At 68.0% G+C, this 19,462-nt stretch carries 20 protein-coding genes; 8 read left to right on the forward strand and 12 right to left on the reverse strand.

All coding sequences use genetic code 11. The features are described from left to right. Positions 1-75: 75 nt before the first annotated feature. The 5 genes from BM172_RS01290 to BM172_RS01310 all read right to left on the reverse strand — a co-directional run bounded on the left by BM172_RS01290 (position 76) and on the right by BM172_RS01310 (position 7,285). On the reverse strand, positions 76-906 hold the full coding sequence (locus tag BM172_RS01290) for a PhzF family phenazine biosynthesis protein (RefSeq protein WP_026634292.1): 831 nt from the start codon (positions 904-906) through the stop codon (positions 76-78). 76 nt (positions 907-982) lie between these two features. Then, positions 983-2,209, reverse strand: a complete 1,227-nt coding sequence (locus BM172_RS01295) for a hypothetical protein (RefSeq protein WP_051548450.1) — start codon at positions 2,207-2,209, stop codon at positions 983-985. 33 nt (positions 2,210-2,242) lie between these two features. Then, positions 2,243-3,076, reverse strand: coding sequence for a hypothetical protein (locus tag BM172_RS01300; protein WP_026634293.1), 834 nt, complete (start codon positions 3,074-3,076; stop codon positions 2,243-2,245). Positions 3,077-3,380: 304 nt separating this feature from the next. After that, positions 3,381-6,110, reverse strand: a complete 2,730-nt coding sequence (locus BM172_RS01305; RefSeq protein WP_081805088.1) for a TonB-dependent receptor — start codon at positions 6,108-6,110, stop codon at positions 3,381-3,383. A 107-nt stretch (positions 6,111-6,217) separates the two neighbouring features. Next, the gene (locus BM172_RS01310) at positions 6,218-7,285 is read right to left on the reverse strand and encodes a glucokinase (protein WP_051548451.1); all 1,068 of its coding nucleotides are present in this window, start codon (positions 7,283-7,285) and stop codon (positions 6,218-6,220) included. Positions 7,286-7,512: 227 nt separating this feature from the next. On the opposite strand from BM172_RS01310, the gene BM172_RS01315 reads away from it, so the two are divergent. Continuing rightward, a complete protein-coding gene (locus BM172_RS01315; RefSeq protein ID WP_026634296.1) occupies positions 7,513-8,403 on the forward strand; it encodes a class I SAM-dependent methyltransferase in 891 nt (296 codons plus the stop codon). Between the two features lie 94 nt (positions 8,404-8,497). On the opposite strand, the gene BM172_RS01320 is transcribed toward BM172_RS01315, so the two are convergent. Next, positions 8,498-8,707 carry a ChaB family protein gene (locus tag BM172_RS01320; protein WP_026634297.1) on the reverse strand — a complete coding sequence of 70 codons (210 nt, stop codon included), beginning with the start codon at positions 8,705-8,707 and terminating at the stop codon, positions 8,498-8,500. A 93-nt stretch (positions 8,708-8,800) separates the two neighbouring features. Here BM172_RS01320 and BM172_RS22710 point away from each other — a divergent pair, with 93 nt between their 5' ends. Further along, positions 8,801-9,124: a hypothetical protein gene (locus BM172_RS22710; protein ID WP_051548452.1), complete on the forward strand. Its 324-nt coding sequence runs from the start codon at positions 8,801-8,803 to the stop codon at positions 9,122-9,124. Positions 9,125-9,127: 3 nt separating this feature from the next. On the opposite strand, the gene BM172_RS01330 is transcribed toward BM172_RS22710, so the two are convergent. Then, positions 9,128-10,417, reverse strand: coding sequence for an alpha/beta fold hydrolase (locus BM172_RS01330; protein WP_026634299.1), 1,290 nt, complete (start codon positions 10,415-10,417; stop codon positions 9,128-9,130). Positions 10,418-10,624: 207 nt separating this feature from the next. Here BM172_RS01330 and BM172_RS01335 point away from each other — a divergent pair, with 207 nt between their 5' ends. Both BM172_RS01335 and BM172_RS01340 read left to right on the forward strand, forming a co-directional pair. Beyond that, positions 10,625-10,813, forward strand: a complete 189-nt coding sequence (locus tag BM172_RS01335) for a hypothetical protein (protein ID WP_026634300.1) — start codon at positions 10,625-10,627, stop codon at positions 10,811-10,813. A gap of 24 nt (positions 10,814-10,837) precedes the next feature. After that, on the forward strand, positions 10,838-11,347 hold the full coding sequence (locus tag BM172_RS01340) for a ferritin-like domain-containing protein (protein WP_026634301.1): 510 nt from the start codon (positions 10,838-10,840) through the stop codon (positions 11,345-11,347). Here BM172_RS01340 and BM172_RS01345 read toward each other — a convergent pair. After that, the gene (locus tag BM172_RS01345) at positions 11,344-12,987 is read right to left on the reverse strand and encodes an ABC1 kinase family protein (RefSeq protein WP_051548453.1); all 1,644 of its coding nucleotides are present in this window, start codon (positions 12,985-12,987) and stop codon (positions 11,344-11,346) included. The genes BM172_RS01340 and BM172_RS01345 overlap by 4 nt on opposite strands. 275 nt (positions 12,988-13,262) lie before the next feature. Here BM172_RS01345 and BM172_RS01350 point away from each other — a divergent pair, with 275 nt between their 5' ends. The 4 genes from BM172_RS01350 to BM172_RS01365 all read left to right on the forward strand — a co-directional run bounded on the left by BM172_RS01350 (position 13,263) and on the right by BM172_RS01365 (position 16,583). Further along, the gene (locus BM172_RS01350; protein ID WP_026634303.1) at positions 13,263-13,754 is read left to right on the forward strand and encodes a hemerythrin domain-containing protein; all 492 of its coding nucleotides are present in this window, start codon (positions 13,263-13,265) and stop codon (positions 13,752-13,754) included. Positions 13,755-13,949: 195 nt separating this feature from the next. Further along, positions 13,950-14,666: an HAD family hydrolase gene (locus BM172_RS01355; protein WP_026634304.1), complete on the forward strand. Its 717-nt coding sequence runs from the start codon at positions 13,950-13,952 to the stop codon at positions 14,664-14,666. Further along, positions 14,663-15,505, forward strand: a complete 843-nt coding sequence (locus BM172_RS01360; RefSeq protein WP_051548454.1) for an NAD-dependent protein deacetylase — start codon at positions 14,663-14,665, stop codon at positions 15,503-15,505. Before BM172_RS01355 ends, BM172_RS01360 begins: the two co-directional genes overlap by 4 nt. 166 nt (positions 15,506-15,671) lie before the next feature. Beyond that, a complete protein-coding gene (locus BM172_RS01365; protein ID WP_026634306.1) occupies positions 15,672-16,583 on the forward strand; it encodes a CHAD domain-containing protein in 912 nt (303 codons plus the stop codon). Positions 16,584-16,602: 19 nt separating this feature from the next. Here BM172_RS01365 and tadA read toward each other — a convergent pair whose 3' ends face one another. The 4 genes from tadA to BM172_RS01385 form a co-directional block, all read right to left on the reverse strand. Continuing rightward, on the reverse strand, positions 16,603-17,094 hold the full coding sequence (tadA, locus tag BM172_RS01370) for a tRNA adenosine(34) deaminase TadA (protein WP_051548455.1): 492 nt from the start codon (positions 17,092-17,094) through the stop codon (positions 16,603-16,605). Between the two features lie 149 nt (positions 17,095-17,243). Further along, entirely contained in the window at positions 17,244-17,768 is a 525-nt protein-coding gene (locus BM172_RS01375; protein ID WP_026634308.1) for a helix-turn-helix transcriptional regulator, read from the reverse strand. A 22-nt stretch (positions 17,769-17,790) separates the two neighbouring features. Next, positions 17,791-18,042 (reverse strand): hypothetical protein, encoded by a 252-nt coding sequence (locus BM172_RS01380; RefSeq protein WP_081805089.1) that lies wholly within the window; start codon positions 18,040-18,042, stop codon positions 17,791-17,793. 172 nt (positions 18,043-18,214) lie between these two features. Then, positions 18,215-19,216 carry an alpha/beta fold hydrolase gene (locus tag BM172_RS01385; RefSeq protein WP_197022844.1) on the reverse strand — a complete coding sequence of 334 codons (1,002 nt, stop codon included), beginning with the start codon at positions 19,214-19,216 and terminating at the stop codon, positions 18,215-18,217. Positions 19,217-19,462 lie beyond the last annotated feature (246 nt).

The following is a 19,462-nucleotide window of genomic DNA, read 5'->3' on the forward strand; positions in this document are numbered from 1 at the left end:
CAAGCCGGCAGCATGAACCCCTGGCCCGGACATGGGAAGCAAGCTGCATGGGCGAAGCGGTATCGCCGAGCAATGCTAAGGAAAGAGCTGCCCCTCCACGCGCGTCGAGCAGACGCCGCCGATCCACAGGTCCGTGCCATCGCTGCGCACATGGATGCGGCCAGCGCGTCCGAGCGCGGTGCCCTGGGCAATCACGAAGGACGGCGGCGCCATACCCTGGTCCAGCAGCCAGCGTGCGAGGCCGGCGTTGAGGCTGCCGGTGGCCGGATCCTCGGGCACCGCATCGCCGCCGATGAAAGCGCGCACTTCGAACAAGGCATCGCCGCCGGGCCAGGGCGCACATAGACCGATCGGGATGCCCTGCAGACCCGCTAGATCCGGCGTCAATCCGAGCAGGCGCGCACGATCGCCGAGCATCAGCGCGAGCCAGCCCGCGCCATTGTCGACCCAGCGGGCATGCAGCACTTCATCGCGGCGCAGCCCGAAGGCAGGAAGGATGGCCGCCACCAATGACTCGTCGACCGCGTCGGTGCGCAGCATGGGCGGTGCGGCAAAAGCCCGCTGTCGCCCCTCGACGCGCACGCGGACCAGCCCCACGGCGCAGGACTGCAGCACCTCCCCGTCCCGCGCCTGGCCGCCGGCCGCCAGCCAGGCATGGCAGGCGCCCAGCGTCGGGTGGCCGGCGAAAGGCATTTCGCGCAGGCTGGAGAAGATGCGCACGCGATAGTCGGCGCGCGGATCGTCCGGCGGCAGCAGGAAACAGGTTTCGCTCAGCTGGGTCCAGCGCGCCAGCGCCAGCATGTCGTCGTCCGTCAGGCCATCGGCGTCGTGCACGATGGCGACGGGATTGCCGCGAAACGCCTCGGCGGAAAACACATCGACCAGGGTGAATCGCTTCGCGCGCATCGGCATCCCATTCGGTCGGCCCGCGTCGCGCGGAGCCGCAAAGGCGGGACTTTAGCGCAACCGCGCGCGGCCCCGGCTAGCCCGGCCTGGGCCCCTGCTGCTGCGCCACCTGCACCTCCTGCGGCCGCTGCTCGAGCGCGGCCGAGCGTTGCAGAGTCTCCTGCAGCGGTGGCGCTGGCGTATGCAGGTCCACCTGGCCGAGCATGCCCGGGATGCGGCCGGCGACGTAGACGGTGTCGTTCTCGACGAGCACGGCGCGGACGTGACCCGCTTTGACGCCGCCCTCCTTCGCGGCGAGCGTGATCTGCGCGACGCGGTCTTCCGACATGCCGGCAGGCAAGCGCTGCTTCAATTCGTCGTACAGCGCAGGCGCCACGTCGCGCGCGGCAAGCCTGGCGGCGCCGGGCTCGGGCGCCGGCTGCGCCGGCTGCCCGTTCTCGGCAAGCACGAACGGACTCCTGGCGATGGCACGGAACGGATCGGCCGGATGGATTTCTTGTGCCTTGTGTTCGCGCTCCAGCCGCACCTGCCGGGCATCGTCCAGTTCGGCGCGTTCCTTGGGATCGGTGACGGTGGTGGCGGGCGTGCGGAAGCCGAATTCGGCGATGTCGCTGCGCGCGTCGTGCAGCCATTGCTGGGTGCGCGGAATGAATTCGTAGCGGTCGTTGCCGCGATGGATCACGTTCGGATCGACCTGCGGCGACGTCGTCGTCGCGCCGGCATAGGCCACGCCCATGTCCTTGACGTATTCGGCGCGGCGCATCTCGTCGTCGCCATACTTCGCCACCACCGCGGCGAGCGTGTCGTAGCCGCGCCAGACACCGAGCCGACCGTTGTCCAGCATGGTGTGCCAGGCCCCTTCCATCGCGGCCTCACCGCCGTGGCGGCGCGCGGCGTCGAGCAGGCGGTTGGGGGTCCAGGCATCCGCGTCGATGCGCTTGCGCGCGAACGCTTCGGCGTGGGCTTCCTGCACGTCCCTCACCGGCAGGTTGAGCGCCAGCTCCGGCGAGCCGCCGTTGAAATGCGCGGCGCGGCGCGCGAAGTCCACCCGCACCAGGTCCTGGCCGAACTCCTCCCAGCCGCGTTCGCTCAGGATGGTGTGGTTGCGGCTGTAGGCGTAGTTCTGCGCGTACAGATTGGCGACGGCGCCGGGCATGTTGTCGTTGCGCACCACGCCCAGGGCGAGCAGGCCGTAGCCGTCGGCGCCTTCGTGCTGCGCCAGGTAGTTCCAGTAGCGCTCGCGATTGCCCTGACGGGCGTAATAGCCGAGCACTTCCATGTCCTGTGCGTTCAGTCCATCCATAGATCGAATCTCCTTGCGCTTGCGTGCGCCGGTTCAGGGGGGCGTGGCGCGATACCGTTCCAGCAGGCCCGATATGCGCTCTTCGATGCGTTTCCAGTCCACCAGGTAGGCGCGCAGGTAGAACACGCTGATGCGCAAGCCGTAGGCGGGGACGGTGAAGGTCTGGCGGCAGCCGCCGCGCTCCACGCCGGGCGGCGTGTTCTGCAGCTTGCCGCCGATCAGGCGCGCGCCCGCGATGGTGCGCGAAGTGCAGACGATGACCGTGCGCAGGCGCCCCGCCTCGTCGCGCGCCAGGTACCAGTCGTCGCCGTTGCGCGCGAGGTTGTCGCCGCTGGCGTCGATGCCGTGGGCGCGAAAGTAGGCGGCAAGCTTGCCGGGATCGGCGTAGTACGGCGTAAGCCCGTGCACCGGCTCGCCCTCGATACGCAGGCTGCGGTGTTGCGCGGGATCGTCCGGCGCGGCGAACGAGCGCCCGGGCGGGCCTTCGTTGATCAGCGCGGGCAGCAGTGCATCGAGCAGCGGGCGCTCCATGTAGCGCAGGTCGATGTCGATGCTGCGGCTGCCCCAGGTCTCGCTGTAGCCGGCCGCGGCGCGCGCTCCCGCCGGCAGCGCTTCCAGCGCCGGCCAGGCCAGGTTGAGGCGCGCGCCGTCGCGATCCGGGCCGACCTGGCTCTCGTAGAGGTTCATGGGAAAGCGGAAAGTGTTCGGTCCGAGCCGCGCCGGCACCGGCCGGTCGCTGTAGCCGGTCCATGCCTGACCCGCCACGGGAGCGGCGGCGGAGGAAACCGATGCGGAAGCGGGCATCGAGGCCGTCGCCATCGCGGCCTGGCAGGCCCATGCCGCGAGGCAGGCCAGCATCAAACGCATTCCGCTCGCCTTCGCTTGCATCCGCCCTCCATGGCTTGCCGGTGGTCCGCCTTCCCTCATCGAACGGAGGAAAGCGCCCTTGCCTCGATGGCCGCCCTGGGCCGAGGCATCGCAAGATCATAGCGGCTGGCCGCCGGCCAGGCCATGCGAGCCCGACGGTCAGCCGGGCCCGTTCGCCGGAAATGCTGTTGCGCGCACATTTCCGCCCAGACGCGATGCGGATCGCCGGGAAGAAAAAAGGGCCGGCCACGGCGGAGGGGAGATCGATCCCGCCGTGGCCGGCCCGGCGCCTAAAGGCTTTGCTTTACAGCTTGAAGTTGACGCCGACGGCGAAGGTGCGGCCGTTCTTGTATTCGCCGATCGGGGCGTACTTCACGTCGTTGTACCAGTAGTAGGTGGAATCCAGCAGGTTGGTGGCGCTGAAGGTGACGGACATCCACTGGTTGACCTGGTACGAGGCACTGAAGTCCAGTTCCTTGTACTGGTCCGCGAACACATGCGAGTCGAGGCGGCCGATCTGGGTGAAGTACGGCGAACGCCAGCTGTAGTTCACGCGTGCCGACCACGGCCCCTTCTCGAAGTACGGGATGATGTTGAAGGTGTTCTTCGACAGGTACGGCAGGTTCAGGCCGGTGCTGGTGTCGGCATGCGCGTAGGTGTAGTTGGTCTGCACGCCGAAGCCATGGCCGAGATCCTGTTGGTACAGCAGGGAGATGCCGCGCACCTTGGCGTTGGAGACGTTCACCGGCGAGGTGATGGTGTAGAGATTGGTCTGGCCGGTGGTCGGATCGAGGAAAGTGCGCTCGTCGGTGGTGCTGACGATGTAGTTGCCGATCTTGCGGTAGAACACTTCGGCGCCAAGCATGCTGGAAGGCGCGAAATACCACTCGCCGGCCAGGTCGTAGTTGGTGGACGAATACGGCTTGAGGTTCGGATTGCCCGCACTGCCGGTGCAATTGCCGGTGCTGCCGCCGGTGCAGTTCAACGACACCGAGCCGGCCAGGTCCGAATAGCGCGGGCGCGCGATCACCTTGGACACACCGAAGCGCGCCACCTTGCTGTCGTCGATGTCGTAGGCGATGTTGAAGCTCGGCAGCGGCTTGTAATAGTGCGTCTTGCCCTGCGTCAGATAATAGGCGCCGCCGTTGTTCGACTGGTAATAGGTGGACTTGTCCGTGGTGTCCACATAGCGCACGCCGAAGTTACCGCGGAAGCCGCCGGCGTTGTAGTTGAACTGCGTGTACAGGTCGCGCGTCATCTCGCGCACGTTGTAGATCGACGGATAGTTGAGGTTGTACGGACCCTGCGGCTGGCCGTTGAGGTAGGACTTCACCGCACCGAGGTTGGCGGTCGGCCAGTCGGTCAGGTCGCCGCCGGCGTGCAGGCCGTCATACAGGTTTCCCGGCGTGGTGCCCGGCTCGAAGTCCGTGAGCGAGATCGCATCGGTGGTGTTGATGCGGTTGCCCTGCGAGAACTGCGAGTTGACGTGGTTGATGTACTTGAAGCCCATCTGCACCTGGTAGATCGGGCCCCACTCCAGGTCGCGGCTGGCGTCGAACTGGGCGTAGCGCTCGCGGTCCTTGGTGGTCTCGTAGTAGATGCCGCCGGCCTGGTACTTGCCGTTGAGGGTCGAATCGCCCGGGGGCGAACCGGCCGGCGACGCCGGCAGGCCCCAGTTGGAAGCCGAGCCGTTGTCGTAGTTCACCGAGGTGTTGCGGCCGTCGTAGCTGAAGTTGTAGCCGCCCGAGTTCAGCAGGTACTTCATCAGGTACTCGGGGTCCTTGCCGCCGCGGGCGGCGGTGTAACCGACCTGGCTGGTCAGGATCCACTTGTCGCCGTTGTAGTCGTGGCGCAGGTTGAGGCTCTTGGTGGTCACCTTCGACATGCGGTAGTTGGCGTCGAGCTCGGCATACGGCTGGCCGTTGCCGGTATTGGCCGACACCGTCGCGTTGGTGATGTAGCCGTTGTTGACGGTCAGGTCGGTGATCTTGTTGGTGTCGCCGCAGCCCGGGCAGACGTAGCGCGATTCACTGAAGTTGTTGTACGAGCCGCGGACGTAGATGCCGGTCAGGTTGAACTCGTTCTTTTCGTCCGGGCGCCACTGCAGCGCGGACTGGATGCCGTCACGCTTGCGCACCTGCTGGAAGTAGGAGCTGTTGATGCCGACCGGGTACTTGGCGGTGGCCACGTCGCCGCTGCCGTGCACGGTCGCCGTCGACGGAATGCTGGTGCCGGGCGTGGAGTAGCCGAAGAACTCGATGCCGGCGCGCGACAGGTTCTCCTTGTCGTGCGTCACCGCGGTCAGGAAGCCGAAGGTGCTGTCGCTGTTCTTCCAGCTCCACAGCACCGAGCCACGCGGATTGCCTTCTTCCGAGCGGTCGTTGTAGCTGTAGCCGAGCGAACCGCGCAGCGTATTGGCCGGCAGGTCCAGCGGCTTACGCGTATTGACGATCACCGTACCGCCGATGCTGCCTTCGTCGATATGCGCCTCGGGCGACTTGTATACCTGCATGTTGCCGATGATTTCCGGCGACAGCAGGGTGTAGTTGAAGGTGCGGCCGCTGGTGTCGGTGGGGTTGCCGCCCCAGTCGCCGGAGGCGATGGTCTGGCCGTTGATCAGCACGCGGTTGAGCGCGGGGTCGGTGCCGTTGATGCTGACCTTCTCGCCTTCGCCGAACTGGCGGTCCACCGAGATGCCCGGCAGGTGCGAGAGCGATTCGGCGGCGTTGGTGTCGGGGAACTTGCCGATGTCCTCGGCATTGATCGCATCGACGATGGCGTTGGCGTTGCGCTTGATCTCGATCGCCTTGGCCAGGCTCTCGCGGTAGCCGGTCACCGTCACCTGCTGGAGGTTCTGCGCCTGCTTGTCCTGGGCGCGCTGCTGCGGCGTCTTGTTGCTCTTGTCGCTGCTCGCAGGGGTCTTGCTGTCCTGCGGCGCCGCGGCGGCGGTGTCGTTCTGTGCATGCGCGGCGCCGGCGAGGCCAAGGCCGCACAGGATGCTCGCGCAGAGGAGTTTTTTGCCGTGCTTGATCATCAGGTCCCACCCCTTTCGTTGGTTTTACCGCGGAGGCCCCTCCCAGGACGTCCGCAGCGAGGCTGTGCTGTGTGTAGATATCCCGCCCGCTCGGACGGTGTCGGCCCTTATCCCGGCGCCTGTGTCGCGGTGCGGGTATGCAGATGCCAGCTGGCGGCACCGACGACGCCGAGCTGGCCGTGGTCCACCACGCGAATGGGGACCTTGTGCAGGAACGGGCGCATCACGCCCTTGTCGAGGAAGCGCTCGACCAGCGGGCCGCAGCGCAGCAGGTCGACGATGCGCGAGAGAAAACCGCCGGCCAGGTACACGCCGCCAGTGGCGCCGTAGAGCATGGCCAGGTCGCCCGCGAAGGAGCCCATCCAGCCGCCGAACATCTGCACGGCCTCGTAGGCCACTTCGTCGCCGGCTTCCGCGGCGGCGACCACGTCGGCCGGTTCCGCGCAGGAGGGGTAGCGGTCGTACACCGCGCACAGTGCGGCATAGAGGCGATGCAGGCCGGGGCCGGACAGCACCGCCTCGTAAGGCGTGTGGCAATCGGAAGGGGCGATGCGGTCGAGCACTTCGCGCTCCAGGCCGCCGCGCGCGGCGAGCTGGATCTGCCCCGCCTCGGTGGCGATCACGCGCGGCGGCTCGCCGGGGAACCACACCGCGGCGCCGAGCCCGGTGCCGGGGCCGATCACCGCGATCGGGCCCTTGCCGGCATCCGGTGCGAAGGCGGTCTTGAGCGAGACCGAGCTGTGTTCGTCGACATAGGCGATGGCGTGCGCCAGCGCCTCGAAATCGTTGAGGAAGCGCACGCGCTCCAGGCGCAGCTCGTGCGCCAGGGTGGCCGGCACCAGCGGCCAGGCGAGATTGCGGTTCACCACCACGCCGGCGTGCAGGTAGCCGGCACTGGCCAGCACCAGTTCGCGCGGGCGCGCGTCGAGCTCGGCGCAGAACATGCGCACGATGTCGTCCAGGTGCGGGTGGTCGGCGCAGCGGAAGCTGCGGTAGGCCAGCACGCGGGGGGCGCCTTCCGGCTGCGCAGCGACCAGGCCGAGCCGGGCATGGGTGCCACCGATATCGGCAGCCAGGAAGGGGCGCTGCGCGTCCGTGTCATGGGCCGCGGACGAGCGCAGATGCAGGACCGCCCCGTCCGCTTCGGTGTTCCGCAGGCTCGCTGGCTGTGTCATCGCCCCACCCTCCCGGCCGCCCCTCAGGCAGCCATGTTTACTGGCGAAACAGAATTTCATATGTAATTTGGATCGTGGCAAGCCGCGGCGCAACAAAGACTTACGCGAGGGGTCAATCGCAAGAAATGGGAAGAAATGGAAAGAAATAAGAGGCGAGTACGGGTCATGGCATGATCCACCTTCCCCGGCGCGACCCGCTTTCCACCCTTCGCCCCAAGGACGTGTCCATGCAGAACAGCCCTTCCACCCGCCGCCTGGCCGAAGCGTTGGCCGCGATCGCCGGCGACGAGCAGGCACGGGCGCGCGATGCGCTGCGCGCGGCCGGCGACGATGGCGCCCTGCTCGCGCAGGCGCTGCTCGACCTGCTTGACGAGGACGGCGCGCGCACGGCCTACGACCGGCCAGCGGCGTTCGAAGCCTTTATCCGCGGCGGCGACAACCTGCCGCTGTACCGGGCAACCAGCGCGGCGCTGGCGCGGCTGTACGACACGCTGCCGGCGGCTTCGCTGCTGGACCTGGGCTGCGGCGACGGCATGGCGCTGATTCCCGCGCTGCAGGGCGCGCGCCGCGCACCGCGCCATCTGGATCTGGTCGAACCTTCGCCGGCGCTGCTCGGCCATGCGTCCGAGGCGCTGCGCTCGATCCACCTGCCGCTCGAGCATCTGCTGGCCTGGCCGATCAGCGCGCAGGACTTCGCAGCCTCGCTGCGCGCGGAGCAGCAATGGGATCTGGCGCAGTCCACGTTCGCGCTGCAGTCGCTGCCGCCGGCGGAACGCAGGCAGACGCTGCGTCGCCTGCGTCCGCACGTGCGCCAGTTGGCCCTGGTGGAATTCGACGTACCTGTGCTGGAGCCTGGCAGCGCCAGGTACTTCGCCTCGCTCGCGCAGCGCTACGAGCGCGCGCTGGCCGCCTATGCACGTGATGCAGAGCTGGTCGCCGGCGGTTTCCTCGCACCGATGCTGCTGGGCCAGTTGCGCCAGGCCTCGCGGCCGTCCAACTGGGAACAGCCGGTGCAGGCCTGGCTGGAGGAACTGCGCGAGGCCGGCTTCGCCACCGTGCGGACCGAGGCGCTGTATGACTACAGCTGGTCCCCGGCGGTGCTGATGCTGTTCGAGTAGGTTGGGGTGAGCCGAAGGGCAAACCCCAACGTGGCGACGCGTGTGAAACTCACGACGTTGGGGTTCGCCTGCGGCTCACCCCAATCTACTGTCCTTAGCCGATCGGCACCCAGCGGTCGCCACGTTTCTCGTAGCTGTGTTTCACCGCCGCCCAGGCGATGCGGTGCGAGGCTTCTTCCTGGCGCGGGTCCTGCGCGTGTTCCTCGTACGCATGGTTGAACGCTTCGCGGTAGATGTCCTGCGCGTGCGCGGGAAGGTGTGCGCGCACGCTGTCGGGCAGGTCTTCGTTATGGCGATAAGGCATGTCGCGTCCTCCAGGAAAGTAAGTGGTTTTTCAGCCTTCCTTGACGCGCGCCGGCGCATGCTTCGGGACTCTCCGCATCGATGGAGGCGAGCCATGAAACGCACGCCCGCTCCGCGCCGCATTCCGTTCCTCCTCCTGCTGCTCCTGTTCGCCGCCGGCCCGGCGGTGGCGCAGAACGCGCCGTCGAACAAGGCATCGTCGGCGCATACCGACATGAGCCAGTCCGGCATGACCAACGCCGGCGAAATGGGCCGCCACGCCATGCCCGCCACGGTCACATCGACCGATCCGAAGACCGGCACGGTCGATGTGAATGCCGGCGGCATGGCGCTGAAAGTGCACTTCCCGCCGGCAGCCATGGCGTCGCTGAAGGCCGGTGACCAGATCACCCTGCACCTGGCGTACAGCAAGCCCTGATCGCTATTGCAGCCATTGCCGGAACCACGCCCCCGCCAGCGCGGCGACGTGCTCCAGTGCGCCGGGTTCGTCGAACAGATGCGTGGCGCCGGGCACCAGCACCAGTTCGACCGTATGCGTCATGGAGGCGAGCGCGGACTTGTTGAGCGTGATCACGTCAGTATCCGCACTGCCGACGATCAGCAAGGTGGGCGCCTGCACATCGCCGAGTACCGCATGGCCGGCCAGGTCCGGACGTCCGCCGCGCGAGACCACCGCCTTGACCGCGCGCGGCAGGCGCGCGGCCACCGCCAGCGCGGCGGCCGCGCCGGTGCTGGCGCCGAACAGGCCCAGCGGCAGCCGTGCCAGTGACGGCAGGCGCACCGCCCACTCCACCGCCGCTTCGAGACGGCCGGCCAGGCGCTCGATATCGAAACGCGCGGCGAGCGCGACGTCCTCCTCGGCACCGAGCAGATCGAACAGCAAGGTGGCCAGGCCGTGCTGCGCCAGTGCCTCGGCCACCTGCCGATTGCGCGGGCTGAAGCGGCTGCTGCCGCTGCCATGCGCGAACACCACCAGCCCGCTGGCTGCATCGGGCACATGCAGGTCGCCTTCGAGGCGCACGCCGTCGGCGGGTATGCGCACGGCCTGCATCGCACCGGCGGGCGCGGGCTGCCGCGCGAGCAGGCGCACGACTTCGTCGTCCGTCACCGCGGAGAACGCACGGTAATACTGGCTCACCGCCTGGAATTCGCGCGGCGCGGCCGGACACACCACGTCGTCGCACAGCGGCCGCACCTCGGCCAGGCTGCGCGGCGAAGCGACCGGCACGGCGCAGACCAGGGACTGCGGTCCCGCCGCGCGCACCGCGGCGAGTGCGGCGCGCATGGTGGCGCCGGTGGCGAGGCCGTCGTCGACCACGATGACGGTGCGGCCGGTGGGATCGAGCGCCTCGCGATGCGCGCTGTAGAGTTCGCGGCGGCGAGCGATCACTTCGAGCTGGCGCGCCAGCTCCCCGCGCAGGTAAGCATCGTCGGCGCCCGCGCGGGCCGCATGTTCGGCGACCAGCAGCTGGCCGTCCTCGCTCACCGCGCCCACCGCGAATTCCTCCTGCCCGGGTGCGCCGAGCTTGCGCACCAGCACCACGTCGAGATCGCCGTCGAGCCGGTCGGCCAGTACGCGGCCGATCGGCACGCCGCCGCGCGGAATGGCCAGCACCAGCGGATGCCTGCCGCGGTACGCCAGCAGCGCTTCGGCAAGGCGCTCGGCGGCGTGCTCGCGATCGTCGAAATAACCCTGGCGAGGAAGCATCATGCGTGTTCGCCCTTCACAGTGAGTCCTCCGCAACGGGGCTCATCCAGAACATGTTGGGTCGGCTGGCGTTAATGCCGCGCGATGGCGCATGCAGGCCGGTTTACCACCGCTGCGCGGCGCGCCTTGCCGTATCGCTCACATGCGGGTCACGGCCGCTGGACGGCCGCGGCGCGAGAGTGACTGCCCCGTCGCGAAGGAGCATCCACCATGGCACAGCAAGGCTTCAAATGCGGCCACCAGCCATGCAAATGCACGGTGTCGGCGCAGGGCGAGTTCTGCAGCGAACACTGCCGCAAGGCGGCGGGCAGCCAGCTGCAGGAGACCCTGTGCGGCTGCGGACATCCTGCGTGCGGCACCAGCCCGCAGGCGCGGCCCGAGGAACAGTCGGACGGTTGAAGATCTGACCTGCGAGGCTCACCGATGAATACCGCCCGCGACCAACTGCTCGACTGGTTGCGCAACGCGCACGCCATGGAAGTGCAGTCCGAGGAAATGCTCAAGACGCACATCCGCCGGCTGCAGCACTACCCGCGCCTGCGCGATCGCATCGTCGACCATCTGGCCGAGACCTGCGAGCAGCAGGCCCGGCTGGAGAACTGCCTGCGCGAGCTCGGCGCGGAGCCTTCCGGCCTGCGCCAGTTCAGCGCACGCTTCCTCGCGCTCGGCCATGGGCTGTTGCAGGTGGCCTCCACCGACGAAGTGGTGAAGAGCCTGGTGCTCACCTATTCGTTCGAATCGATGGAAGTGGTGGTCTACCGCACGCTGGCCACCGCGGCGGAAGTGGCCGCGCAGCCGGAAGTAGCCGGCATGTGCGAGGAAATCCTGCAGCAGGAGGAAGCCATGGCCCAGTGGCTGCGCGAGCACCTGCCGGACATCGTGCGCCAGTACCTGGTGCGGCTGGAGCTGCCCGGCATCCAGGCCAAGCGCTAGCGGCCAGCGTCGGTGTCGTCCGGCGGCGAGCGGTCCCGCCGCAGCGCATTGACCACGAGCCCGAAACCCACGATGCCGGCCAGCGCGAACATCGCGCCCGCCAGGTAGCCGTAACCGGAACCCGCCGGCGCCAGCCGCGCGATCAGCGCGCCGGCGATCAGCAGCGCGGCGGTGATCACGCCGGCGGCAATGCGATTGGCGATCTTCTGCAGGTTCTCGATCAGGTGCGATTCCTCGAGGCCGTCGATGCGCACGCGCAGGCGGTTGTCGGCGAGGATCTCGGCGAAACGGCCGAGCTGGCCGGGCGCGTTGATGGAAAAGCGCTGCGCTTCCAGCAGCAGGGCGCCACCGCGCGCCTGCGACACCGGCCGCAGCAGTTGCGCGGCCACCACCTCGAGCAGGCGCGTGCGCATCATTTCGCGCGTGGGCAGGTTGTCGGCCAGGCGCGCCAGCGCCGGTTCCAGGTTGAGCAGCGCGCGGCCGAGCAGGCTCAGTTCGGCCGGCGGGCGCAGGCCGTTGTCGGCGCCGATGCGGGTGAGCGACAGCAGCAACCGCCCTTCTTCCAGCCGGCTCTGGTCGCTGGCGCTGGCATAGCGCAATACCACATGGCACACCGCGCGACGGTAGGCGGCGCGATCCATCTCAGGCAGCACCACGCACAGGCGCTCGCCGATCTCCGCCACGCCGTCGCCGTCGCCATCGGCGGCGGCCAGCATCAGGCGCAACAGGTCGTTGCGCATGGCCGGCGAGAGGCTGGTGACCATGCCGAAGTCGAGCAGGCCCAGGCGCCCGTCCTCCATCAGGACCAGATTGCCCGGATGCGGATCGGCATGGATCAGGCCATGCACGAACACCTGGTCGACGTAGGCCGACAGCAGCTCGCCAGCCAGTTCCGCACGCGGCGGTTGCGCTTCGCCCGCCGGCGGCGCACCGAGCTTGTGCCCGCGCACGCGGGCCATGGCGAGCACGCGCGAGGTGGTGAACTCGAAAAACGGCGTGGGGATGTACAGACCGCGATAGCCTTCCAGGTGGCGGCGAAAGGTTTCCAGGTGATTGGCCTCGGCCATGAAGTCCAGCTCATTGAGCAGGCTGCGGCGCAGCTCGGCGATCCACGGCACGAAGCCGTAGCGCCGGCCCACTTCGGTATGCCGTTGCGCGGTGAGCGCGAGGCGTTCCAGTGCGTCCAGGTCGGAGCGGATGCGTTGCGCGATGCCGGGGCGCTGCACCTTCACCACCGCCTCCATGCCGTCCGGCAGCACTACCGCATGCACCTGCGCCAGCGAACCGGCCGCCAGCGGCACCGGATCGAAGAAGCGGAACAGCTGTTCCGGCGGCGCGCCCAGTTCCCGCGCGATCACCGCGCGCACTTCCTCGACGCCGATCGGCTCGACGCGGTCCTGGATGCGCGTCAGCGCCGCCAGGAACGGCGCGCGCACCAGGTCGGGCCGGCACGACAGCGCCTGGCCCAGCTTGATGAAGGCGGGCCCCAGGCGTTCAAGGTCTGCGACCAGGCGTTGCGGCAGGCGCTCGTCGGCAAGTTCCCCGCCGCGCCGATGGCCGGGTACGCCGCGCAGCACGCCGGCGCGGCGATAGCGCATGACGAACACGGCGATGCGCGAATAGCGCGAGAGATAGGTCATCCGCAGTCGTGGCGGTCTGGCGGACGGGCGTCCGGAAAGCCGGCCTCATGGTCGGCGCGCGTGGCTGAAAGCGGTGGCTGCGGCAGATCAACGGACTCGTCCACAAGGCCGCGATGAAAATCTTCCGTGCGCATGCAAGAGACGCCACACGGCGCGTGGATATCCATGAACCCGCACTGGCACGCATCCGCCTCGTTCACCGCGATCCGACGCCGCGTTCATCGCCGCCGCGTCATCAATGGCCACTCCCCTCCACCCAGCACGGAGCCAGGCCCATGAACGCGATCGATCTGCTCGTCAGCGACCACCGCACTGTCGAGAAACTGCTGGAAGAGCTGACGGAAACCACCTCGCGCGGCGTCAAGACGCGCCAGACGCTGGTGGAGAAGATCGGCGCACTGCTGAAAGCCCACACCATGATCGAGGAAGAGATTTTCTATCCGGCCTTCAAGCAAGCCGGCGACAAGGAAGAAGCGAAGATGTACTTCGAGGCGATCGAGGAACACCGCGCCGCGGGCGAACTGGTGCTGCCGGATCTGTTGCAGACCGATCCGTCCGGCGAGCAGTTCTCCGGCCGCGCCAAGGTGCTGAAGGAGCTGATCCTGCACCACGCGCAGGAAGAGGAAAAAGAGATGTTCCCCGCGGCGAAGAAACTGTTCGACCAGGCCAAGCTCAAGGCGCTGGGCGAGCAGATGTTCCAGCGCAAGCAGGAGCTGCTCAAGGACAAGGAAGAACTGCTTGAACTGACCCTGCGCGAGCGCGCCTGAGGCGCACCGGCGGGCCAGTCGGGTTGGGGCGAGCCGGGCGCACATCCGGCCAGGCGCACCGTGGAGCGTTCGACGCCGGCGTGCCGGGCGCTCGCCCCAACCCGACTGGCCTGCCGTGCTTGCGGCCACGCGGACTCGCCGCGCCCGTGGCGACGCGCTATCGTCTGCTGCTTCCACAGCAGCGCGAGCAGCACCGTGATCGAATGGGTCGGTTTCGACGGCGACGATACCCTCTGGCATAGCGAAGGCTATTACCAGGAAGCACAGGCCGAGTTCGAACAGATCGTGTCCCGTTACGTCGACCTGGCCAAGCTCGGCCTGCATGACCGCCTGCTGGCGGTGGAGCGGCGCAACATCAAGCTGTTCGGCTACGGCGCCAAGGGCATGACCCTGTCGCTGCTGGAGGCGGCGATCGAAGTCACCGGCTCGCGCATCAGCGCGGCGGACCTGCATCGCATCATCGGCATCGGCAAGCGGGTGCTGGCGCATCCGGTGCAGCTGCTGCCCGGCATCCGCGCCGCCGTGGAAGCCGTGGCGGCGACGCATCGCGTGGTGCTGATCACCAAGGGCGACCTGTTCCACCAGGAGCAGAAGGTGGCGGCCTGCGGGCTGGCCGACCTGTTCCATCGCATCGAGATCGTGTCCGAGAAGGACGAGCGCTCCTATCGCCGCCTGTTCGACGAGTTCGGCGTGGACGCCGAACGCTTCGCCATGGTCGGCAATTCGCTGCGCTCGGATATCGCACCGGTGGTGCAGCTGGGCGGCTGGGGCGTGTACATGCCTTACCACGTGACCTGGGCGCACGAGGCGGATACGGACTTCGCCGCCGCGTCTGCGCACGTGGCGCAAGTGCAGGACGCCAGCGGCATTCCCGCGGCGCTGGCCGAACTGGATCTGCGTACTGCGGCATGAATGCGGACGCGCGGCCGGATCGCTCGCTGGAAGACGACCTCGCGCGGCTGCGCGATTTCGTCGCGGCGCATCCGCGGCTGTTCGTACTGACCGGCGCGGGCGTCAGCACGGATTCGGGCATCCCCGACTATCGCGACAACCAGGGCGACTGGAAACGGCCGCAGCCGGTGACCTACCAGGCCTTCATGGGCGACGAGCGCACGCGTCGGCGCTACTGGGCGCGCAGCCTGGTCGGTTGGCGGCGCTTCTCGCGCGCGCATCCGAACGCGGCGCACCTGGCGCTGGCCCGGCTGGAGGCGGCCGGGCGCGTAGAAGTGCTGCTGACCCAGAACGTGGACGGGCTGCACCAGGCGGCGGGCAGCCACCACGTGATCGATCTGCATGGCCGGCTCGACCGCGTGCGCTGCATGGCGCATGGGCATCTGGTGCAGCGTTCGGCGTTCCAGGAGGTGCTGGAGCAGCGCAATCCGGCATGGGCAGAGCTCGATGCCGTAGATGCCCCTGACGGCGATGCGGATCTGGAAGGCCACGATTTCTCGCGCTTCCAGGTACCCGACTGCCCGCTGTGCGGCGGCCTGCTCAAGCCGGACGTGGTGTTCTTCGGCGAAGGCGTGCCGCGCGAGCGGGTGCTGGCCGCCGTGCATGGCCTGGAACAGGCGGACGCGGTGCTGGTCGCCGGTTCCTCGCTGATGGTGTTTTCCGGCTTCCGCTTCGTGAATGCCGCGGCCAAGGCCGGCAAGCCGATCGCGGCGGTGAATATGGGACGGACCCGCGCCGACGGCCTGTTCAGCCTGAAGATCGAGCGCCCGGTGGCCGAGACCCTGGCGGCTATCGCTTGAGGCTGTCTCGCCAGCTGCCGATTTTTGTAGCAGAGTATTCAATCCCGGCACGGCCCCAGGTCGCGACCGGCTCGTTCATGTTGACCTGCATCAGGAAGCGCGGTCTGCGCTTCCGCTAGAAACAGCGGGTGGATACCCGCTCCCTCCGCAGCGGTCGAGTCGAGCCATGAGTGCGATGCACCACCAGCAAGGCCAGTCCATCCCGCGTCCTCGCCCGCCGAAAGCCCCACGGCCGCCCTCGGCGATCGCCGAGCTCTGTGCGGCCTATGACGGCTACCTGGCCAAGGCCGTCAAGGCCCGTGCGAAGCTGCTGCGCCAGTACGAGCCGAAGGCCCTGCATGCCTGGCGGGTGAGCCTGCGGCGCATCACGGCCACGCTGGACAAGGTGGCGGCCGCCCTGCCCGGCGAACCGTCCAATGGCGTGCTCGCGCAGCTGAAGGACTTCCGCAATACCACCGGCGGCGCGCGCGACCTGGACATCCTGCTCGACGAGACCCTGCCCGCCTTCCTCGCTCACGGGGAACACGGCGACCGGCTCGACGGCGAGCTGCTCCATGTGCTGAATGCGCGGCGGGTGCATGGCCACCGCGAAGCGGTGGAGGGGCTGAAGAAGGCCCGCCTGACCACGGCGATCCACCACTTCCACGCCTGGGCCGAGACGCACCGCAACGTCTCCGACGACGAGCTGCGCGCCGCGGCCGCCGGCGTGATCGACACTCGCTTCCGCCAGCTGCGCAAGCGGGCGGCGCGGATGCACGAAGGCCGCATCCGGCTCCATCGCGCCCGCACCGCGACCAAGAAGCTGCGCTACACCGTCGAACTGTTCCAGCCGCTGTTTCCGCGCGAGGTGGCCCAGGAATGGCTGGAGCGGCTGGCCGATGTGCAGGGCCATCTGGGCGAGGCGCACGATCGCCTGACCGCCCGTGCGCTATGCCGGGAATTGCTGCCGGAAGCGAAGGGCCACGCCCAGCTCAAGGCGTTGCGGCGATGGGCGAAGCGCACGGCCGCGGAGGCGACGGGCAAGGCCGAAGATTCGCTGGAACGGCTGCACAGGCTGGGCCACTACTGGAAGCACTAAAGCCTTGCTTGCCAGCTAGTTAGCGCCTGGATCGAAAGAACTCCCTGAGCATTGCCGAGGACTCCTCGGCCAGCAACCCGCCATCGACCTGGATGCGGTGGTTATGCCGCTCGGAGATCAGCGTGTCGAACACGCTGCCGGCGGCCCCGGTCTTCGGATCCGTCGCGCCATAGACCACGCGCCCCACCCGCGCATGCACCAGCGCCATCGAACACATCGCGCAGGGTTCCAGCGTGACGTACAGCGTGGCGCCGACCAGGCGGTAATTGCCGATCTTCTCGCCAGCCGCACGCAGTGCCTGGATCTCCGCATGCGCCGTCGGATCGTTGAGCGTGATGTTGCGGTTCCAGCCCAGCCCGATGATCTCGTCGTTGAGCACGAGCAAGGCGCCGACCGGCACTTCGTTCTCCGCATCGCGGGCATGCCCGGCCAGCTGCAGCGCGCGGCGCATGAAGCTCACGTCGGCTTCGTTGAAGGAAGGGGCGGGGGAATCGGGGGAATCGGTGATCATTCGGACGGGAATGGCCTGCAAATAGGACGAATTGTAGGGTCCGGGCGCCGCTTCCGATACGAACGGCGATCAGCTGGCGCGCCGCCCTTCCCCAAAAGTGCAGGCCGCACTCCAACGACCGGCTTGCGCCATGCCGGGAGCGACAGAACTCAACGGACCAGCGCATCAAGCTCGCTGAAAGCAGAGAGCGGCAAGCGCCGCCCCTCCTTGGCCGCATTGACCTGCAAGGCCACCTGCGCGACCTCGACCAGCGTCTGCGCCATCGAATAGCTGCCCCTGGCCTTGAGCCACGCCAGCACATCGGCCAGATGCCAGATCGACGCGCTGCCTTCATGCACGGGCGCCGGGAAGCTGCCCGGATTGGCCAGCATCAGCTTGCGCATGTTCTGCCGGGACACGCCCACGATCTGGGCCACGTCGGTCAGCCCGACCAGGTCGGGGGCCGCCTCGATCAGCCGCGCCGACGGCACCGCGCGGCGCACGTCCGCCAGTGCGCTGCGCACCGCGGCATCCGCGTCGGCGGCTTCGCGGGTGAATTCCAGTGCCAGCCGGCCCGGCACGCCGATGCCGACCAGCGCGTCGTCGCAACCGGCCGCGCCCAGGCGCTCGACCAGCGCATCCGGGTCGCGGTCGTCGTCGTCCAGCTGGTACTTCAGGGTGAAGGTGTATTCCATGGCGCTACTCCTGGCTTCGCCGTCAGCCTTGCCGGCGATTCGCCGTGCAGTTGTCCACCACGCGCCGCAAGGCTCGCGCGTGATGGCCGGGATTCTTAGGCGTGCTCCATACGCTGGCGATGCAGAACTCGCCGCAACGGCAGTCCTGGTCGTTGTACGGGCAATACACCCGTCCCCACGCGTGACTGCCGCCGACTTCGACGCGCCAGCCTTGCCCTTCGGCGTGCCGCAGCGCCTGCTCGACTTCTTTCTTCGGATGAGGGGAACGGGCCATCCATGGTCTCCAGTTTGAGGGAAGACTGGAGAGGTTGTCAATTGACAACTTGATTAACCTTCAACGTTCAACGCGAACGGCTCATCGCTCAACCCAGCGGTCCCATGCTGAGCGCGTTTCGTCGGCGAGCGACGGTTTTCCCCCGCATATTCAGCCTTGTCGCAACAAAGCCTCAGCCGGCGATGGCTTCCTCGCCCATGCCCATGGCCGACAGGATCGCATCGCATAGAAACGTCGGATTCTCCTCCGGCACCCAATGCGCGCAGCCCGGCGCCGCCAGGTACCGGGCGTGTCCGGCGAGCTGCTGGACCATCGGACGCATCGCCTCGCCCAGCCCGCCCGCTGCGCCGCCGATCGCCAGGACCGGCATCCGCAGCTTGCCGGCCCGCGCCAGTTCGGCCTTGATCCGGGCAGCATCCTCATCGAACGCCCGATAAAGCTCGAAGGCCGCGCGCATGGCGCCGGCCGCCGCATAGGCCTCGACATAGCATTCGAAATCCGCCGGCGCGATCGCCGACGGATCGAATGCGCGCACGTCGATCATGTAGCGCAGGTACACACGCTCGCGTCCCTCCACCAGCCGCTCGGCGATGTCGCGCGCGCCATGGAACGCCACGTGCCAGCCGCGCGGATCGCCGCGCATGGCTTCCATCGCCTGCGTTCCCTGCAGGGGCGCGTCGATGAGGACCAGATGGGAGACCTGGTCGCGGAAACGGAACGCGTAGGCCAGCGCCACCATGGCGCCGATGTCGTGGCCGACCAGCGCGATCCGTTCCTCGGCGGCGGCCTGCTCGAGGAGCGCATGGATATCCGCCGCGATGGTCCATTTGTCGTAGCCGGCCGGCGGCTTCGACGAATGACCGGCGCCGCGATAATCGGGCGCGATCACCCGCAGTCCCTGGGCGACCAGCCGCGGCGCGACTTTCCGCCACGCATGACAGGTCTGCGGAAAACCGTGCAGGAGCACCACGGTGCGCGGTCCCGCACCGTCTTCCAGGTAATGGAGCCGGACGCCTTCGGCGACCGGCGCGCTGGCGTGGCGGATCGTCATGGCCTTGGTTTCCCGCCGGGCATGGCTGCGAGCGCAAGCCGTCGGGGAATGTCGCGCCACCGCGGCAACGGGGACGTGAAAGCAGGCGCGGTTGCCGCGGCCGGGCATGCGCTGCATGCACATGGAACAAATCCCGGTTTTTCCGGGACTTGCCCCACATTCCTCAGGAAACGAAAGCTACGCGGTTCGCGCCATGCTCATTCCCACTCGATCATCAATAGATCGCGCAAGCCCGTGTGATTAAAGGGATTTATTGTGATTGACACGGTCCATTACCGTCGCTTCTACCGTCCATCGAAGCAGCGCTTCTTGTTACCCAGAAGATAACGCGAGCGTAAGGACACAATTCTGGCAGCGCCATCATCAACC

The sequence above is a fragment of the Dyella marensis genome (assembly GCF_900112865.1).
GTDB classification, from domain to species: Bacteria; Pseudomonadota; Gammaproteobacteria; order Xanthomonadales; family Rhodanobacteraceae; genus Dyella_D; species Dyella_D marensis_A.

What these genes read in the sequence shown, in the direction of transcription:
- BM172_RS01290 (WP_026634292.1), bottom strand. Translation starts at nt 906, where the DNA reads ATGCGCGCGAAGCGATTCACCCTGGTCGATGTGTTTTCCGCCGAGGCG.
- BM172_RS01295 (WP_051548450.1), bottom strand. Translation starts at nt 2,209, where the DNA reads ATGGATGGACTGAACGCACAGGACATGGAAGTGCTCGGCTATTACGCC.
- BM172_RS01300 (WP_026634293.1), bottom strand. Translation starts at nt 3,076, where the DNA reads ATGCGTTTGATGCTGGCCTGCCTCGCGGCATGGGCCTGCCAGGCCGCG.
- BM172_RS01305 (WP_081805088.1), bottom strand. Translation starts at nt 6,110, where the DNA reads ATGATCAAGCACGGCAAAAAACTCCTCTGCGCGAGCATCCTGTGCGGC.
- BM172_RS01310 (WP_051548451.1), bottom strand. Translation starts at nt 7,285, where the DNA reads ATGACACAGCCAGCGAGCCTGCGGAACACCGAAGCGGACGGGGCGGTC.
- BM172_RS01315 (WP_026634296.1), top strand. Translation starts at nt 7,513, where the DNA reads ATGCAGAACAGCCCTTCCACCCGCCGCCTGGCCGAAGCGTTGGCCGCG.
- BM172_RS01320 (WP_026634297.1), bottom strand. Translation starts at nt 8,707, where the DNA reads ATGCCTTATCGCCATAACGAAGACCTGCCCGACAGCGTGCGCGCACAC.
- BM172_RS22710 (WP_051548452.1), top strand. Translation starts at nt 8,801, where the DNA reads ATGAAACGCACGCCCGCTCCGCGCCGCATTCCGTTCCTCCTCCTGCTG.
- BM172_RS01330 (WP_026634299.1), bottom strand. Translation starts at nt 10,417, where the DNA reads ATGATGCTTCCTCGCCAGGGTTATTTCGACGATCGCGAGCACGCCGCC.
- BM172_RS01335 (WP_026634300.1), top strand. Translation starts at nt 10,625, where the DNA reads ATGGCACAGCAAGGCTTCAAATGCGGCCACCAGCCATGCAAATGCACG.
- BM172_RS01340 (WP_026634301.1), top strand. Translation starts at nt 10,838, where the DNA reads ATGAATACCGCCCGCGACCAACTGCTCGACTGGTTGCGCAACGCGCAC.
- BM172_RS01345 (WP_051548453.1), bottom strand. Translation starts at nt 12,987, where the DNA reads ATGACCTATCTCTCGCGCTATTCGCGCATCGCCGTGTTCGTCATGCGC.
- BM172_RS01350 (WP_026634303.1), top strand. Translation starts at nt 13,263, where the DNA reads ATGAACGCGATCGATCTGCTCGTCAGCGACCACCGCACTGTCGAGAAA.
- BM172_RS01360 (WP_051548454.1), top strand. Translation starts at nt 14,663, where the DNA reads ATGAATGCGGACGCGCGGCCGGATCGCTCGCTGGAAGACGACCTCGCG.
- BM172_RS01365 (WP_026634306.1), top strand. Translation starts at nt 15,672, where the DNA reads ATGAGTGCGATGCACCACCAGCAAGGCCAGTCCATCCCGCGTCCTCGC.
- tadA (WP_051548455.1), bottom strand. Translation starts at nt 17,094, where the DNA reads ATGATCACCGATTCCCCCGATTCCCCCGCCCCTTCCTTCAACGAAGCC.
- BM172_RS01375 (WP_026634308.1), bottom strand. Translation starts at nt 17,768, where the DNA reads ATGGAATACACCTTCACCCTGAAGTACCAGCTGGACGACGACGACCGC.
- BM172_RS01380 (WP_081805089.1), bottom strand. Translation starts at nt 18,042, where the DNA reads ATGGCCCGTTCCCCTCATCCGAAGAAAGAAGTCGAGCAGGCGCTGCGG.
- BM172_RS01385 (WP_197022844.1), bottom strand. Translation starts at nt 19,216, where the DNA reads ATGTGCATGCAGCGCATGCCCGGCCGCGGCAACCGCGCCTGCTTTCAC.